Genomic DNA, 16335 nt, shown 5'->3' with positions numbered 1-16335 from the left:
TATGTATGAATCGCATTTTGGGTTATCGGGAAAACCCTTCAAACTCAGCCCTGATCCGACTTTTTTTTATGGCAGTCCGCATCACAGTAAAGCCATATCTTATCTTCGTTATGGCTTAGAGTCGGGAGAGGGGTTTATTGTTGTCACTGGGCCTGTAGGAACGGGTAAAACGACGATTGCCCGCAGTCTATTAAATTCCCTTGATGAGTCGATAACGGCAATTCAACTCGTGACCACTCATTTAACACCCGATGCACTGATCAATATGATTGCATCAAACTTTGGTCTTCAAGTCGAAGGTCTAGGCAAATCTGAAACGTTAAAACGGCTTGATGGTTTTTTGCATAGTTTGCATCGTCAAGGAAAGCGGGCGCTGTTGGTGATTGATGAAGCACAAAACCTGCCGTCGGAAACGATTGAAGAGTTGCGGATGTTGTCTAATTTTCAGGTGGATGATAAGCCACTTATTCAAAGTTTTTTGTTGGGTCAGGAAGAGCTCAAACCTATTATTGAATTACCCGAAATGGAGCAATTTCGACAACGTATTATTGCGTCTTGTCATTTAGAAACTTTCAATACTGCGCAAACCCAAGAGTACATTTTGCACCGTCTTGGCGTAGTGGGATGGGATCATCTTCCTGAGTTAACGAATTCAATATTTCCCCTTATTAGTCAATACACTGGCGGTGTGCCAAGAAAGATCAATATTTTTATGGATCGTCTCTTTCTGTATGCCTTTATGGAGAACCTTAGCAAGGTTGATGAAACGGCGGTACGCTGTGTAATGGATGAAATGGGGAGTGAACTTTCGGGGGGATTACAGCCCACAACTCAAATCACTGCTCCGAAGAATGCGAATACGGTATCTTCGATGCATCATGGACTGACTCGTGAAGGTTATGACATTGAAGTTGAGCATACGCATAAGATTTTGGCAGAGGTGAATAAAGTACTGGATGATGTTATCGCACGTAAGATTTTGTCTATCAAACAGTTGGATCGGATGATTCGAGAAAAACGCAAATTGCTATCAAATAGTGATGATTCAGTAGAGAGTGGACGAAACACTCACCCCAGCAATGATGATGCTAAGCGAGTATCAAAACCGCAAGAACAGAAGCATGAGAGTGTATTACCATCCGAGCCAGAGCCGAATCGACTTGTTGAAAAACGCTGGTTACAACAGTTGATTAAAGAGCGTGAAAGTGAGTTGTAATTGATGATTGAGGTGCAAAGTGCATAAACGTGTTTTAGTGGTGTGTACGGGAAATTTATGCCGTTCGCCTTATGCAGCCAGTCGTCTTCGTACATTGTGTCCTTATCTTGATATTGCCTCTGCGGGGTTGGACGTGACAGCTCACGGACTTGAGGGCAAAACTGCTGACAAAGTCGCGATTCGAATCGCCCGTGAGTACGGTGTTGATTTACGTGAGCATCAAGCAACTCAGCTTAGTGATGCTTTAGTTGAAAATTACGATGTTATCTTAGTGATGGAAAGAGAGCAGTTAGAGCGTTTTTGCCAATACTACCCTGACGCCAATTACAAAGTATTTTTGTTTGGTTTGTGGAAAGGGGGCATTACCATTGAAGACCCTTTTAATCGAGGAGAGCTTGCTTTTCGTTTAGCGTTTCAAACAATTGATGAAGCGGCCAAAGAGTGGATTCAAAAGCTGGCATAATCCGTTTTTTGAATTGCTTATTTTCTATTTAATTCTGTCGAATAGGGCTGCAAACGGTCTTGCACCTCTCACAGAGATTGTGTTGGTATCGAGAACGTAACTTCTGCTCGCAGGCCATGCGGTTTGTTGGCACTTAGTGTCAGTTTACCACCATAGGCTGCTGCAATCGCCTGACAAATAGAAAGTCCTAATCCCACGTTTGAACTTGCCGTATCTCGTTCTGCATTTAGGCGAGTAAAGGGTTTTACCACATCATCTAGTTGTTCATCATTAATGCCCGGGCCTGTATCGGCAACACACAAGGTCAGTTGTTCTTTGCTCACTGAGGCACTTAGCTCAATGGTTGCCTCATTGCCGGCGTATTGAATGGCATTATTGATGAGGTTGTCGATAACTCGTCTCACGCTCACAACAGGAAGGGGCAAGGTGATTTGTGGAATCGGCTGGTGTTCCAGCTCAACCCCTTTTTCATCATAATCGCGGATAATATCAGCTAAAAGCTGATCCAGTTGGCAAGGTTGCCGTGCTTCTTGGTGGCTGTCGCTTTTGGCAAACTGTAATGTGGCTGCCAGCATCTTTTCCATGATAGTCAAAGTATGTAGTAGCTGAGTTTTATCATCGCTGTCGGGAAAAAATTCTAAACGTAGTCGTAAGCTGGTGAGTGGGGTTCGCAGATCGTGAGAAATCGCGGCCAGCAGTTGGGTGCGTTCTTTAATGTAATCGACCACTTCTTTTTGCATGTCATTAAATGCGGTAATGGTGTGGGTGAGATCTTGTGGGCTTTGGGTACTATCGACCTGATAAACTTGCTTATTTTGTGCGAAAGCTTGAGCTGCATGCCCCAGCTCGGTTACGGGGCGTAAAGCTCGGCGAATGATCAGTAATGACCCAAAGATAGTGAGAATCATCACTGCAAGCAAGGCAAATAAGACACTCGTTGACCAGTGAGCCACATCGTCAGAGAGACCGGATGAAAAATTTAACCACTGTCCGGAAGCGAGGGGGATCGATCCGTTTATAGTGGCTCGATAGGCGACACGATTGGTTCTGACTGAATAGCCATGATGATTATTCATCATACCTGCCCCCATCATGGAGCTGCCCATTTGTTCTCGGTGCATGACGTTCATATTGGGGTCGAGATCCAGCACGGGGCGGTCGGTTTGGTTGACCAGCACAATATGCGCATTACCCAGCCCCAAATTCGTTAGGCGCTCCACAATGGCTTGTTCAACACTGCTGGTTTGTTGATCTTCATTAATTCGAGGATGGTTGGTTAGAGATAGGGATAAATCGGCTGAGCTGGCGGCGCGAAGAATGGAATCATGTAGTGTGCTGGGCGTTTGCTGTAAGGTATAAGCGACAGAAATGACCCGTTGCAAAGCACCAGATACCGAGAGTTGACTGAGCCGTTCTGATTTGTCGTAGGAGAGTAACGACAGCGTGAGCAAGAAACTCAAACTGAATCCCAGTAAAATCACCAAGCCAATTTGGTGAATCAGTTTACGGGAAAAATACCATTTGAGAGGATGCCAGCGGGGACGCGATAACCTAGTCATAGGTAACCTCACAACTAAACTGATAACCACCGCCCCAAATGGTTTTAATGAGCTTAGGTTGTTTGGGGTCTTGTTCTATTTTTTTACGTAAACGGCTGATTAAGGTGTCGATGGATCGGTCGTAGACATCAGCGCCTCGTCCTTGGATGAGCTTTAACAGGTCTTCGCGGCTTAACACCACATTAGGATGAGTAAGTAGCGCCAATAGCATGGTAAATTCGGTTGAGGTTAGTGGGATTAACGTTGTGTTTGGGTCAAACAACTCTCGTGTAGTGGTATTTAGCACCCACTGATTGAAGTGGTAGTTTGTGGGGCTGCCCTGCACGTGTTCTTCTACGTTGGGAATTGCAAAGTGACGGCGTAACACCGATTTAATTCTGGCTAACAGTTCACGAGGATTAAAAGGTTTGGCTAAATAGTCGTCTGCGCCTACTTCCAATCCCACAATGCGGTCAACCTCTTCACCTAAAGCGGTTAACATAATGATCGGGATATTGTTTTCTGAACGTAACTCGCGGCATAAGGTAATGCCATCTTTGCCCGGCAACATAAGATCTAAGATGATTAGGTCAAAACGTTGAGCTGCAAGGTGCTTATACATTGCGTTACCATCTGCAGCGGTGGCAACGCGTAGCCCATGCTGCTGTAAAAAACGCTGCAATAAATCGCGAATGTCTTTGTGATCGTCAACCACAAGCACTTGATAAGCTCTTTCCATTTCAACCTCTTAGCTATACCCAAGTAACCTCAAGATGCGGTTTCAGCGAGAATGTATTCGCTTATAGGCAAGGCACCGATTTGAATACCTAGTTATTCTACGTAGAAAATCGGTAACGCAGCATAGGAGCGAATACAACTCGCCCCTTGGGAGCTCATCAACAAGCCCATTTCTGCGCCCAATGACGTTGAAAGGGAATGACCATTCCCGCCGTCATTGAGCTTGACCTGTGCTCGTTGATGAAGCTCTGAAGTCTGCATCTTGAGGTCATTTGGGTATATACCCCAATGACCTCTTTATTACTATAACCAGATTGTGTCGGAAAGTGTGGCAAAGTTTGTCAAAAGGTCAGTTTGTCACGTTTTGTCAGATAAGAAGAAGATTGCGACACACAAACCAAGGTGTTTTTTGTTGTAATTATGGTGTTCTAAGCGAGAGGAGAAATATCATGAAAACAGCAACCAAAACCTTACTTGTTATCGGTACACTAGTGGCTTCTGTTGGAGCTTATGCAGCTATGGGAAACGGCATGATGGGGCGTGGTTATAATTCCACGACGATGCAGCAAATGCAAAATATGACCCCAGAAGCTCGCCAAGCATGGATGCAGCAGCAACATACAAATCACATGAATGGTCAAACCACAGCAATGAATGGTAAGGGACATCATGGACAACGAGGTCATCAAGGTAATCATGGTAACCAAGGTAACTGCCCTATGATGGCAACCACCACTTCTGCTCAACCTAGCAGTAACTAAATAGGTTAGTGGTCGCCTAGGTAAGGCAGAACATCTTGTTCTGCCTTATGCTCGAATGTGATTAGACAAGTGAACATAATCGGGTTTACCATCAGCGAGTTAACTAGGTTGGTGAACGATGAAAACGAATGATATTGTCAGTCAAAATGATCAGTTGGAGCGGTATCTATCAGCGCATCGAAACTCTGTTCTTATGGATATTGGTCAATGTGAGTCGCGGTTTTCTTTTTGGCAAGTGAGTGCGTTAACTCAAGTCGTGCTGCCGATTGGCACTGAAATGATAGCTAAGCGTCATTTCCCTCATACACCGCCAACGTATGATGATATTGAATATGCCATTAACGATATTGAAGATGAAATTGAAAAAGTGGCGGCTTTGATCCCCCTTGAAGGTAACGGTTACCAACTTATCAGTTTCAATTCCTATCTCAGGCAATTGGCGTTAGCTTGTTTTGTCAAAGAGGCAGACATCATGGTGTTGCCACGCACCTCGTTAGAGCGGTTATTTGGCGAATATGCCGAGATAGTTACGGGGCGGCCTCCGCGTTCATATGAACCTGATATATCGCCACTGTTTTACTCCCAACTGCTTATTTTTAGAGAGTATTTTCATCACTTGAAATTTACCCAAGTGACGTTGGTAAATATCCTTCCTCATTAATTTCGAAGTAGACAAAGAGAACTAAAAAGCAGACAAAATGTGGACATCTTGTCTACTTTTTACCGTCTGTCTGAGCAGTAACGCTGAAGTGTAATTCGGCTATATGCCTTTAAAGAGGGAAACCCGTTTTTTCAGGTTACCCATTTCATCGCCTATTGCGTTGGTTGCTTGACGACTTAACTCAAATAAACGAGAGGTCTGTTCGCTTTGAGCACCAAGCGCTTCAAGTTGTTGATTGATTTCAGATACAGCGATATTTTGCAGCTCGGCCTGTTCTGCCACTTGTTGGGTTAAAGAAAAGAGCTGATGCATAAATTGGTCTAAGTCGGTCATTTTAGTGGCTACCGCTTGTTGACCTTCTAAGGTCACTACACTCTTTTGATTCGCCACGTCGATTCGATGGGTTACATCTTGAGAAGAGTTGCGAAGCTCATTGATGATACTCTGGATTTCAACGGTTGATTCATTGGTACGTTGCGAAAGCATACGGACTTCGTCGGCGACAACGGCAAACCCGCGGCCATGCTCTCCGGCCCGAGCAGCTTCAATAGCTGCGTTAAGCGCTAAAAGATTGGTTTGCTCGGATATAGAAGTAATGACGGAAAGTACCGTCAGGATTTTTTCAATGTGCGTGTTGAGTTGTTCGAGGCTGGCTTTACTGCTGCTCATCTCCGACTCTAACTCACCTAAATAATTCAAACTGTGTTGAACTTGTTCATTGGCATTACTTAGATCCTGATTACCTTGATCAGAGAGCGTTCCTGCTTGTGTTGCCAATTGCGCCATTTGCAAACTCTGTTGAGTAATGTCTTGTGTCGCAGTGAAAATGCGTTGTACCGATTCATCTTCTGCGGCCGCGGCTTGGAACAGTTCTTTGGATTGTTGATTGAGAACGACAACCGAGCTGTCGGTTGTGACGACGGCTTCATTTACCGTACGCATCGACTCTTTTAATGTAACCAATAGCGTGTTGATGGCTTTAGCTAATTGGCCGATTTCGGCTTGGTCTTCGCTGGTAATTTTATGGCCTAAGTCGAGTTCATTGGCTACTTGGTTTACTTTCACGACGATTGACGATAGCGGTTTAGTCAATGAGTTTACCGCAAAGTGTAGCAATACTAATGCGATGGCTATAAAGATAACGACAAAGGTAATAATGCTCACCAGTTGTCCATAGATAGGTGCAGTAATTTGTTTAGCAGGAACCTCCAACACCAAAAAGCGCGCCAGAGTAGGGACCCACAGCGAACCCATGTAATAGGTTTGCCCTTGAATTTCTTTAGTAACAATTTTGATCTGGTTTTTATCCGTAATCAAATCACTAACGTGTTGGTCTTGAATCGCATCTAAACTGCTTTCTTTAGGTTTTACTTGAATATAGCCTTGCTCGGTAACCAGCATGGCACGACCATGTTCGCCCAGTTTAAGCTTGGTGATCATCCCAATTAATTTATCGATTTTTAATCCTAAACCAGCTACAGCGTAAGGCTTTTGGGTTTTATTATTAATAGCTTGGCTGCGGTAATTGATAAAAATAACAAATTCACCATTATAGTTTTCCATATTAAGTTCATAGTCTTTACCCGTTGCTAAGAAATTGGGGTAAAAATCTTTAAACTGATAGTCCTTTAATAGTGGATGAGAAAACTGACCATTGTATTGCAAGTATTCAGTACCCTCAGGAGAGTTGACGGTTATAAACGTTACGTCACTGCCAATGGAAGAGCGAATGGTTTTCAGATGTTGCTCAATTAATGACAAGTTATCATCGGAAGAACCATTATCGATCCATTGCTGAATAAATTGATCGTTCGCCATCATTTGTGAGGCGGTGATAAAGGGTTTTATCTCCGAACTTATCTGTGCAGAAAGGCTTTGTAAATAGGTAGGCAATGTCTCGTTTTGTAATTGCCCTAGTTGTTGGTCTAGGTTAGTAACAGTTTGTTTAACGGTGAATATTAGGCTAAAAATTACCAACATCAGCCCGGTCACAATGAACATGCGACTTCGAATAGACAATACTCGCCAACTCATTTTTTATCCTTTTGAAATGGTCAGTGTTGAGAACTATATAGATATACATTTTTATTAATGCCTTTACGCGGCAAATTTCTTAATACAATGAAATCGATCACAAAATAACACTTAAGTATTACAAGAAAATTATTTCATTAAGTGACAAAGGTATCGTGTCTTTTCACATATTTACATTTTATTTATTTAGGTTTGGCTAAATTAGGCAGGGTTTGAATTCGTTAGCGATATTGTTTAGTGAATTATTATTTCTGTTTTTCGTGTACACTGCGTGCCTTATATTAAAAAGAAATATCCCATCCGAAAATTATTCTACGTAGAAAATCAGTATATACGTTGGTGGGATGAGTGTTGTTGTATTTAGGAAAAAGTTCAGAATGAAAAAACAGTTAATGGGTCGCTTAGCCTTGGGTAGTTTGGCGTTCTTTTCATCGATGAGTGGTGCATCTGTGCTAGATGCAGTGAATGGCGTTAATGCAGCAAGCGCAGCATTAAAAACGGGCACTGAATTTGAGTATGCACGTTGGTTACAACACTATGAAGTTAATGGGCATGAACAAGGTAATGATTCCTCAGCGAATCAGTATGGTTTTATCTATCGACCCGATACAGTCTTTTTGCCAAGTTTACGCGGATACACAACGAAAATCGCATCGGCACGTTATTCCTATGATAAAGATGACATCACTTTCTTTATCGAGCCAATAACCACAGAATGGGTGCAGCTAGGCATGGGTGGGGGTTGGACGCAAACGGCTGGACACCTTAATCTTACGCAACGTAAGAGCCTTAATGAGATTGAACCGCACTATTATGCGTCGCTGGTGGTTGGGCCGCATACCGGTTATGTGCGCGGTTTTGCTCATTTAATTGGCGGTAATGGAGCGACAGACTATTCAACGGGCTTAAAGTTTCCAATCAATTTTGATATCGCCGATATCGAAATCGTTGCGGCTTATCGCTATTCAAAAGTGGATTTCGCTACCTTCGGTGACCACCACAGTGAGATGAAAACAGAAGTTTCTGGTGCGTATCTTGGGGCAAATTTAGTGCTATTTTAAGTGCATTACGGCTTGAAGCACTGGCTTTCGTGAAAAATTCGGTTAAAGTGGCGCACATCAAATGTTAGTCATAATGTTAGTCACTACGTAACGCAAGTTTAAGGCACCGGCGATGAGTCAAGCACAACCGAACAATCCGCTCCATGGTCTCACTTTGGAAAAAATCCTAACCCGCTTGGTCGAACATTACGGCTGGCGCGGTCTGTATGCGGAAATTAATGTGAATTGCTTTTATAACGATCCATCGATCAAATCGTCATTAAAGTTTTTACGCCGAACCCAGTGGGCTAGAGATAAAGTGGAAGCGCTTTACATCGATACGTTTTGCTAAACAGATACGTTCTGCGAAAAAGCGCATACTGAACCTAAAAAAATGCCCGCTTGATGCGGGCATGTTCTTAGTTTTGTTGTTCTAACTGTTTAATCAGCTCTGCTGAAAAGTCAGGCATTGCTTTTTGTAAGAGCAAATAGTAGGACTTTGCCGTTTCTTTAGATGCCGTTGTGCCAATACCATATTGATGCATCAAACCTGCTGCAAAGATGCCGCGAGCGCTACCTTGTTTGGCTGCCTTTTCAAATAAACCTAACGATTTGGTTGGGTTAGGGGTGACATAACCGTCCTGTTTCCAATCTTCAAATAGATAGTTGGCAAAGTCAGGCGGAAGGTATTCAAACCCCACATCAAGTTGATAGTCGACTGAGCCTAACTCAGCTGCTTGTTCTTTATACGGCCAACCCTTTTTGCGGTCTTTCACTGAGGCAAAGGCACCATCGCCAGATTGGTAAATCTCAATTAACTTACCTATCGCATGAAGATCGTTGTTTTGCGCCGCTTTTTTATACCACGACATAGTTTGCTCTACGGCATTACAGCCTTGGTAGAACTTACCTATTTGAAACTGGGCGTAACCATCGTTGTTTTTTGCCTTTTGGCGGGTTTCCTCTGGATCGTAAAGTGTGCTGTAACCGCAGCTTTCTGATGCGAATTTACCTTTGTGATATCGTTTTACCGGGGCCTCACCATTAACCAAGGTTTTTAATGGAAAACCGCGGGCGTCGATATATTGCAGCAGTTGCAGTTCGCCTGTTTCACCATCGTAGGTCTTGTTAATCGAAGAAGGCGTTCCGTTTTTATACGTGACTTCATCAACTAAGAATCCCGTATTTCTGTTCCATTCTCGTTGCAATCCATCTTTTTTGCCTAACTGATAGTTTTCTTCTTCGATCAAGTGACCAGATTTATCATCCCAGCGACGTTGTGTACCGTGCAATTTCCCTTCTTTATAGTAGTGTTCCTTGACAAGCTTTCCCTTGATGGTCCAGCTTTTTTCTGAAACAGGCTTACCGTTAATAAATACTTCTTCAGAACGCAGTTGACCATTTTTAAACCAATCGTTAAAGGTGCCATTTTTTTTAAAACCAGGCCCGTAATATTCCGTAGTGTGAGGTTGACCGTCGTCGTACCATAACTCCCGTTCAGCCATTTGTGTTCCATTTTTGACTTTTATATCCACTTGACGGCGTATTTTTATGCCCTGAGCATTAAAATCTTCGGAGATGGTTTTTTTATCGGTTTTAACGTACGTCCTTTTCACTTTGCCATTGTCGAAGTAGGTGGTTCGTTTTAATGGGGAGCCCATGTGGTAGGTCGCTACTGTCTGTTTCTTTCCATTTAGAAAATAATCAATATATTCACCATCATAGTTTCCGTCTTTATAACTATGGATACGAGACAGTTTTCCGTTTTCATCATAGTGTTTACACTCGCCATCTTTATGTTTGCCAAGAATAAAGAACTCTTTATTCTCTAGACGGCCATTTTTATGAAAGGTATTGACCTCGCCATTAACCACATTATTAGTGTAATGAACTGTTTGATGAACCTTACCGTTAGTAAAGTAGTGAGTTGTTACGCCATCTAACTCACCTTTATTGTTGTAATGGCTGATTTTTTTAACTTCGCCACTACGAAAATAGGTCGTTTGTTTACCTACAAAGCTAAGCGTGGTTAGCTTTTCTTTGCTGGTATAACCATCGATCGCTTTATGTTTGGACAGTTTCCCATCTTTGACATAATAACCGACCACGTGCCACTGCTTTTTCTTTTTATCATAAGGGAGTGGTGTTTTTATCCCAATCGCCGCAGAGCTTTTATAGCTAGGATCCAATTCGCTGTTAAACCATTTGATGCTATGGTCAGAAACATACTCGGCGCCACAGAGGTCGGCGGTACATGGTGTAATTTGAGTAATTAAATCGGTGGCAGGCCCATCACAAGAAGTGGTTTTGATGTAAAAGAACTCTTCGTTCTGTGCTAGCTCCCACGTCTTTTGCAAAAACTGTTTATACTCTTTTATCGACATGCCAACGGAGTCGGGGGTCATGTTGGTTGTCATATGTTCACAGTTAGTGAACTGGTTAAAGGTTAAGCGCTCGGCGCGAATCATTTGACGATCGGCTCCGATAGCCGTTCGATTAAGGTCGATTTTTGAAATTTGACCAATAAAATGGTCTGGTTTTTGGGTTTCTGCAGACACAGTTGTGCTGATGAGTAGCGCCAACGCGACACCCGAAAGAGCATATTTCATATAGAATGTTCCTAGCCATTGTTTTTTGTAGTGCTGTCTTACGCAGCGCTATCACTATACCGACGTTAGGCTAGGGCACAATCTCAGTGGTAATTTGAATATATGATATGGCTCCAGAATTAAATAAAAACATCTGACAGCCCAGTGGAAATGGTGAATTAAAGATAATAACTGTTCCTAATTACGATCCGGCTTTACTCATCAGGCGGATGCTGATAAGCAGCCCCTCTTTGCTAAGGATGGCAAAAAGAAGCTCCATGGATGGTTTTAAGCGAGTCTGCGTTGAGCATTTGCCTAAATGACTTACATTTAGGAACAGCTATTTAGTGATACCCAGTACCGTGCGCAACTGCTACAATCGCGCCTTTCAATTTTGTTATCCGCCAGTTTCTGGCCATGGGAAAAATTTTGCAAACCAAGACTGATTTTCGTTCTCTCGCACTTAAGCCTTCACTGCTCAGTACGCTTGATGATTTAGGTTTTACCTCAATGACACCAATTCAAGCCCAATCTTTACCGCATATTTTGGCGGGGAAAGACGTGTTGGCACAGGCGAAAACAGGCTCGGGTAAAACGGCAGCATTTGGTTTGGGTCTTCTAAACCATTTGAACGTAAAGCGTTTTCGTGTGCAGTCGTTAGTGTTGTGTCCAACTCGTGAACTAGCGGATCAAGTGGCCAGTGAATTGCGTCGTTTTGCCCGTGGTATTCACAACATCAAGATCCTAACATTGTGTGGTGGTGTGGCGATTGGTCCACAAATTGGCTCGCTAGAGCACGGAGCTCACATCATTGTCGGTACGCCGGGGCGTGTATTAGACCACTTGGACAAGGGGCGTTTGAATTTAGACAACCTAACACAGTTTGTTTTGGATGAAGCGGACCGAATGCTAGAAATGGGCTTTTCTGAAGCACTAGAAACCATAGAGCGCTATATGCCAATGCAGCGTCAAAACCTGATGTTTAGTGCAACGTTCCCTGCGCCAATTGAAGAAATGGCGCGAGACATGCTCAATGAACCTGTCACCGTGAAGATTGAAAGCACTGAAGATAAAGCCAATATCGAACAGAAATTTTACCAAGTGACCGATGCGCAAAGTCGTCAAGAAGCGACCCGCGTGCTTCTTACCCAGTTCCAACCAGAAAGTGCCGTGGTATTTTGTAATACCAAACGCGAAACCCAAGAGCTTGCGGATTATTTAAGTGATGTGGGTTTTGATGCCAAAGCGTTACACGGCGATTTAGATCAGCGCGAACGCGATCAAGCATTGGCGTTGTTTGCGCTAAAATGTGTCAATGTGCTGGTAGCAACTGACGTAGCGGCGCGTGGTTTGGATATTGATGCTTTGGACTTGGTGATCAACCATCATTTAGCTCATGACACTGAAACCCACGTACACCGTATGGGGCGTACTGGGCGAGCGGGAGCGAAAGGCTTGGCATTAAGTTATGTTGGTCCAAAGGATGATATGAAGCTTTCTTTATTAGAAGATCGTTTTGGCCCGCAGTCTTTCACTCGTCTTCCTTCACCAAATGAAGTTGAGGATTTTCCTGCCAAAGCGGCAATGACCTGTATTCGTATTGAAGGTGGTAAAAAGCAGAAATTACGCCCAGGTGACATTCTTGGTGCCCTTACCGCGGGTAAAGAGTTGTCTGGTGCGGATGTGGGTAAGATCCAGGTGCATGATATTTGGGCTTATGTTGCGGTGCAGCGTCCTAAGGCTAAATTAGCATTATCAAAAATCACTAACGGTAAGATGAAAGGCAAATCGTTCCGCGCGCGTTTTATGTCTTAAGCGCTTAGAAAAAAAACAATAGGTAAGGGCAGCATAGGCTGCCCTTTTTGTTGTCGATAAGATATCTCAGTAAGGCTGTCACGGTGAATGATTGTAGAGTGACTTATGTTTGTTCTCTTTAAAGTTAATCTCATTTGCGATCCTGATGCCAAGTTGATGTTTATTTTTAAAACAGTGTTTTAAAATATGGGTTTGTTGGCGTTTTTCCCATCTTTATGGGAGTAAAATAGTGATTCCTCTTTAAGGACAGGACGCTATGCTAAAGTCACTTGCTTCTCTTATCGCTTCCGCGCTTTTGGTCGCTGGAGTCCAAGCTGCAGACAGCAGCGATTTTGTGAATTCGCCAGAACATCCAGTATTAACCGTTGCAGAACAAACGCCATTTACTGCTGCTCGATACCTCACAATTGAACAAGAACAGTGGACGCCGAATGCGGTTAAAATGGCTCCCACTGAATATGTGGTTGGGAATGAACGCAGTTCTGCTCCTTATCATTCGGTTCAGCAAGCCATCAATGCAGCACTTAGTGAGCACAAAGGGGATGACCCCATTGCAATTAAAGTGCTACCCGGACGCTATATCGGTACGGTGTATATTCCACAAAATGCACCAGAAATGACCATCTATGGTGCGGGAGACAAGGCGAGTTCGGTTGTGCTGAGCTTGGCGATTGATTCGATGATTTCTCCTCAGGCATATCAAGTCTTAGTCAGTAGCCAAGGTGAATATAAACCGAATGATCCTGCATGGTATATGTATCAAAACTGTGCCAAAACGCCGAATAAGGTTGTCACAACCGTTTGTTCTGCCGTTATGTGGAGCCAAAGTGACCATTTTAACTTGGCCAATTTAACCATAGAGAACAGCTTATTAGACGGTATTGGGCCTGGTACACATCAAGGTGTAGCATTGCGTACTGATGGGGATAAAGTGGTGTTAGAGCATGTTCGATTGCTTGGTCGCCAAGATACATTTTTTGTCAATAATGCCGATAAGGATAACCAGTACAACACATCACGTCATACCCGTGTGTACATCCACAATAGCTATATTGAAGGAGATGTGGATTATGTATTTGGTCGTGCTCAAGCGGTGTTCGATGGAGTGGAATTTCATACTGTTTCTTCGCGTAATGTTTCTTCCGCGTATGTGTTTGCCCCTGATACTTTGCCGAACTCTCGTTACGGTTTTCTTATCACACGAAGCAAACTCTCATGTGATTTGGGTTTTACCCAGTTTGCGCCTAAGTTAGGACGAGCTTGGGAGCAAGGTGCGAGTAAAACGGGGTATTTACCCGGCAAAACGGCAAATGGACAATTGTTAATTACCAATAGTCAAATTGAGACTTGTTATGACCTGAAGCGTCCGTGGGGGGCCGCTGCGACAACAAATCGAGCATTTAACGGTAATGCTGCGGTAAAACGTAATCTTAATGATGTGAACCACAACCGTTTATGGCTGTATAACAACCAATTGGTGGACAGTTTTTAGAAGGAATGCCATGACTCGACCTGAGCCATGGCAATGACATTAAACGGCCGCTGGTGTTGTTGCTGACGTTACGGTCTCTTTAACTTTATATTTGAATTGAGGGATGGTGATTTCTACCCGACGGTTTTGTTTACGGCCATCAAGGGTTTTGTTGGTGGCAATAGGATCTTTTTCACCAAGACCATTAACTGTCAATTTGTCTGGGTTTACGCCACTTTCTATTAAATAGTTTGCAACTGCCTGAGCGCGTTTTTTAGATAGTTGTAAATTGTATTTTTCTGAACCTGTTGAATCGGTATAACCTGTAATAGTGGCTTGTGCTTCAGGATATTTAAGCAGTGTTGCGACAAGAGGGTTAAAGGCGTCTTTGCCATCTGCTGTCAGTTTGGCACTGTTCAGTTCAAAAAGGCCCTGATCGTTTTTAAGCCCGTGTTCTTTTACGACCCATTTGGTTTGAGGAACGGGTTCTGGAATAGGTTCTGGTGCCACTTGTGGTTCAGGTTGCGCTTCTTGAACTGGAGCCGGTTCGGTTTGCGCTACAGGTTGTGCTTCTGGTTTAGATTGGCCCAGTTTGTAACTGAAGCCGACGCTGACTAAGTTAGTATCCATGCCGTCAAATACGCCGTCGTCCATATTTTGGTAACGTTGATAAGAAACGCGCGCATCCCATTTTTTCGAAATATGGTATTCCGCACCAACCGCGCCTGTTGGTACCACATCGTTGGCATTGCCATACTGCATGTAAGCTGCACCAACTTTGGCAAATAGATCAACATCTTGGTTAATCGGGTAAGAGAATTTAGGCGCTAGAGAAATGGCGGATAAATTATGGTCAGCATGATGTAAAGAGCCATTTTTCATATAGTTAATGTCTTGCTTTCCTAGCCAATCGGCACCTAGCTCAACGCCTAACCAATCATTGGCTTGGTATCCCATAAAGAGGCCGGCAGCGCCACTATCATCATCACAGTCGCTAGTTTGGTGACAGGCATCATCTAAGAATGAATAACCAGCCCGACCACCGACATAAACATCAGCAAATGCACTTTGAGCCAACATACCACTCATTATGCTGGCGAGAAGAGTAAAGGCGAATTTAGTTTTCATTTGAATACCTTCTTATTTTGTCGGTAAGTTACGTGTGTAACAAGTGACAACGTTTCCATTACGTTGCTTATTAAGACGTTAGTTTTAAACTTAGAATCGTCTTAGCAACTTTAGTATTGGCTCTAGTTCATTGATGAATGTCATTTGAATGCAATGATTTTTGGGCGAATTAACGCGATTAGACGGGGATTGTCAGAGTTCAATATGCCGACTGTCATTTGGGTATATATGATAAATAAAGTAGAGTTAACCAATTATACCCAAATGACCTCAAGATGCAGACTTCAGAGCTTCATCAACGAGCACAGGTCAAGCTCAATGACGGCAGGAATGGTTATTCCCTTTCAACGTCATTGGGCGCAGAAATGGGCTTGTTGATGAGCTCCCAAAGGGCGAGTTGTATTCGCTCCTATGCTGCGTTACCGATTTTCTACGTAGAATACTAGGTATTCAAATCGGTGTCTTGCCTATGAGCGAATACATTCTCGCTGAAACAGCATCTTGAGGTTACTTGGGTATACATTGAAAGCCAATATGGGATTAGTCCTGACTTCCCATGGGCTAAATATCCAGATATTGCCGTTTTTAGACATAGCAATAGTCGCAAATGGTTTGGATTGCTGATGACTATACCCAAAACTAAGTTGGGATTAGAAAGTGAGGAGATGGTGGATATACTCAACATAAAATGTCCTGCAGAACAGGTGTTGAGTTTACGTTCATCTGCAGGCTTTTTTCCTGCTTATCATATGAATAAAGAACATTGGATTACGCTGTCGCTCGATGGCACATTAGAAGCCGATGAGGTCCTTTTTTTCCTTAACCAAAGCTTCTCCTTAACACAAAAATAGGAGATAAAAGCATATGGACATTGACATCATG

General features: G+C 43.3%; 16 protein-coding genes. 10 read left to right on the top strand and 6 right to left on the bottom strand.

All coding sequences use genetic code 11. The annotated features are described in order from the left end of the window. Position 1 precedes the first annotated feature (1 nt). Both JCM16456_RS08895 and JCM16456_RS08890 read left to right on the top strand, forming a co-directional pair. Positions 2 to 1216, top strand: coding sequence for an XrtA/PEP-CTERM system-associated ATPase (locus JCM16456_RS08895; RefSeq protein WP_082712268.1), 1215 nt, complete (start codon positions 2 to 4; stop codon positions 1214 to 1216). Positions 1217 to 1235: 19 nt separating this feature from the next. Then, a complete protein-coding gene (locus tag JCM16456_RS08890) occupies positions 1236 to 1679 on the top strand; it encodes an arsenate reductase/protein-tyrosine-phosphatase family protein (protein WP_068713878.1) in 444 nt (147 codons plus the stop codon). Positions 1680 to 1747: 68 nt separating this feature from the next. On the opposite strand, the gene JCM16456_RS08885 is transcribed toward JCM16456_RS08890, so the two are convergent. The 3 genes from JCM16456_RS08885 to JCM16456_RS23670 all read right to left on the bottom strand — a co-directional run bounded on the left by JCM16456_RS08885 (position 1748) and on the right by JCM16456_RS23670 (position 4216). After that, a complete protein-coding gene (locus tag JCM16456_RS08885) occupies positions 1748 to 3238 on the bottom strand; it encodes an ATP-binding protein (RefSeq protein ID WP_068713877.1) in 1491 nt (496 codons plus the stop codon). Then, positions 3231 to 3956, bottom strand: a complete 726-nt coding sequence (locus JCM16456_RS08880; protein WP_068713876.1) for a response regulator — start codon at positions 3954 to 3956, stop codon at positions 3231 to 3233. The genes JCM16456_RS08885 and JCM16456_RS08880 overlap by 8 nt, the downstream gene beginning before the upstream one ends. Positions 3957 to 4048: 92 nt before the next feature. Further along, complete coding sequence (locus tag JCM16456_RS23670; protein ID WP_156430491.1) at positions 4049 to 4216, bottom strand: hypothetical protein; 168 nt, start codon at positions 4214 to 4216, stop codon at positions 4049 to 4051. A gap of 188 nt (positions 4217 to 4404) precedes the next feature. Here JCM16456_RS23670 and JCM16456_RS08875 point away from each other — a divergent pair, with 188 nt between their 5' ends. Both JCM16456_RS08875 and JCM16456_RS08870 read left to right on the top strand, forming a co-directional pair. Next, positions 4405 to 4716 (top strand): hypothetical protein, encoded by a 312-nt coding sequence (locus JCM16456_RS08875; protein ID WP_068713875.1) that lies wholly within the window; start codon positions 4405 to 4407, stop codon positions 4714 to 4716. Between the two features lie 118 nt (positions 4717 to 4834). Then, positions 4835 to 5377 (top strand): hypothetical protein, encoded by a 543-nt coding sequence (locus JCM16456_RS08870; RefSeq protein WP_068713874.1) that lies wholly within the window; start codon positions 4835 to 4837, stop codon positions 5375 to 5377. Positions 5378 to 5476: 99 nt separating this feature from the next. Here JCM16456_RS08870 and JCM16456_RS08865 read toward each other — a convergent pair whose 3' ends face one another. Then, positions 5477 to 7411 (bottom strand): methyl-accepting chemotaxis protein, encoded by a 1935-nt coding sequence (locus JCM16456_RS08865; protein ID WP_068713873.1) that lies wholly within the window; start codon positions 7409 to 7411, stop codon positions 5477 to 5479. Between the two features lie 377 nt (positions 7412 to 7788). Between JCM16456_RS08865 and JCM16456_RS08860 the strand changes: the two genes are divergently transcribed. Together JCM16456_RS08860 and JCM16456_RS08855 are read left to right on the top strand one after the other, a co-directional pair. Continuing rightward, on the top strand, positions 7789 to 8472 hold the full coding sequence (locus JCM16456_RS08860) for a porin family protein (RefSeq protein WP_068713872.1): 684 nt from the start codon (positions 7789 to 7791) through the stop codon (positions 8470 to 8472). A 112-nt stretch (positions 8473 to 8584) separates the two neighbouring features. Continuing rightward, positions 8585 to 8803, top strand: a complete 219-nt coding sequence (locus tag JCM16456_RS08855; RefSeq protein ID WP_068713871.1) for a VF530 family protein — start codon at positions 8585 to 8587, stop codon at positions 8801 to 8803. Between the two features lie 67 nt (positions 8804 to 8870). On the opposite strand, the gene JCM16456_RS08850 is transcribed toward JCM16456_RS08855, so the two are convergent. Continuing rightward, on the bottom strand, positions 8871 to 11060 hold the full coding sequence (locus JCM16456_RS08850) for a hypothetical protein (RefSeq protein ID WP_068713870.1): 2190 nt from the start codon (positions 11058 to 11060) through the stop codon (positions 8871 to 8873). Positions 11061 to 11456: 396 nt separating this feature from the next. On the opposite strand from JCM16456_RS08850, the gene dbpA reads away from it, so the two are divergent. Together dbpA and JCM16456_RS08840 are read left to right on the top strand one after the other, a co-directional pair. After that, positions 11457 to 12854: an ATP-dependent RNA helicase DbpA gene (dbpA, locus tag JCM16456_RS08845; protein ID WP_068713869.1), complete on the top strand. Its 1398-nt coding sequence runs from the start codon at positions 11457 to 11459 to the stop codon at positions 12852 to 12854. 256 nt (positions 12855 to 13110) lie between these two features. Continuing rightward, positions 13111 to 14346 carry a putative acyl-CoA thioester hydrolase gene (locus tag JCM16456_RS08840; protein WP_082712266.1) on the top strand — a complete coding sequence of 412 codons (1236 nt, stop codon included), beginning with the start codon at positions 13111 to 13113 and terminating at the stop codon, positions 14344 to 14346. Between the two features lie 39 nt (positions 14347 to 14385). Here the strand turns inward: JCM16456_RS08840 and JCM16456_RS08835 are convergent, their stop codons facing one another. Continuing rightward, positions 14386 to 15453 (bottom strand): OmpA family protein, encoded by a 1068-nt coding sequence (locus JCM16456_RS08835; RefSeq protein ID WP_068713868.1) that lies wholly within the window; start codon positions 15451 to 15453, stop codon positions 14386 to 14388. A 275-nt stretch (positions 15454 to 15728) separates the two neighbouring features. Between JCM16456_RS08835 and JCM16456_RS23665 the strand changes: the two genes are divergently transcribed. Both JCM16456_RS23665 and JCM16456_RS08830 read left to right on the top strand, forming a co-directional pair. Continuing rightward, the gene (locus JCM16456_RS23665) at positions 15729 to 15899 is read left to right on the top strand and encodes a hypothetical protein (RefSeq protein ID WP_156430490.1); all 171 of its coding nucleotides are present in this window, start codon (positions 15729 to 15731) and stop codon (positions 15897 to 15899) included. 42 nt (positions 15900 to 15941) lie between these two features. Further along, positions 15942 to 16304 carry an MmcQ/YjbR family DNA-binding protein gene (locus JCM16456_RS08830; protein WP_082712265.1) on the top strand — a complete coding sequence of 121 codons (363 nt, stop codon included), beginning with the start codon at positions 15942 to 15944 and terminating at the stop codon, positions 16302 to 16304. The last annotated feature ends 31 nt before the right edge of the window (positions 16305 to 16335 follow it).

Origin of the sequence: Vibrio tritonius (assembly GCF_001547935.1) — a bacterium.
Classification (GTDB): Bacteria; Pseudomonadota; Gammaproteobacteria; order Enterobacterales; family Vibrionaceae; genus Vibrio; species Vibrio tritonius.
This window is presented reverse-complemented; position numbering and strand designations above follow the sequence as displayed.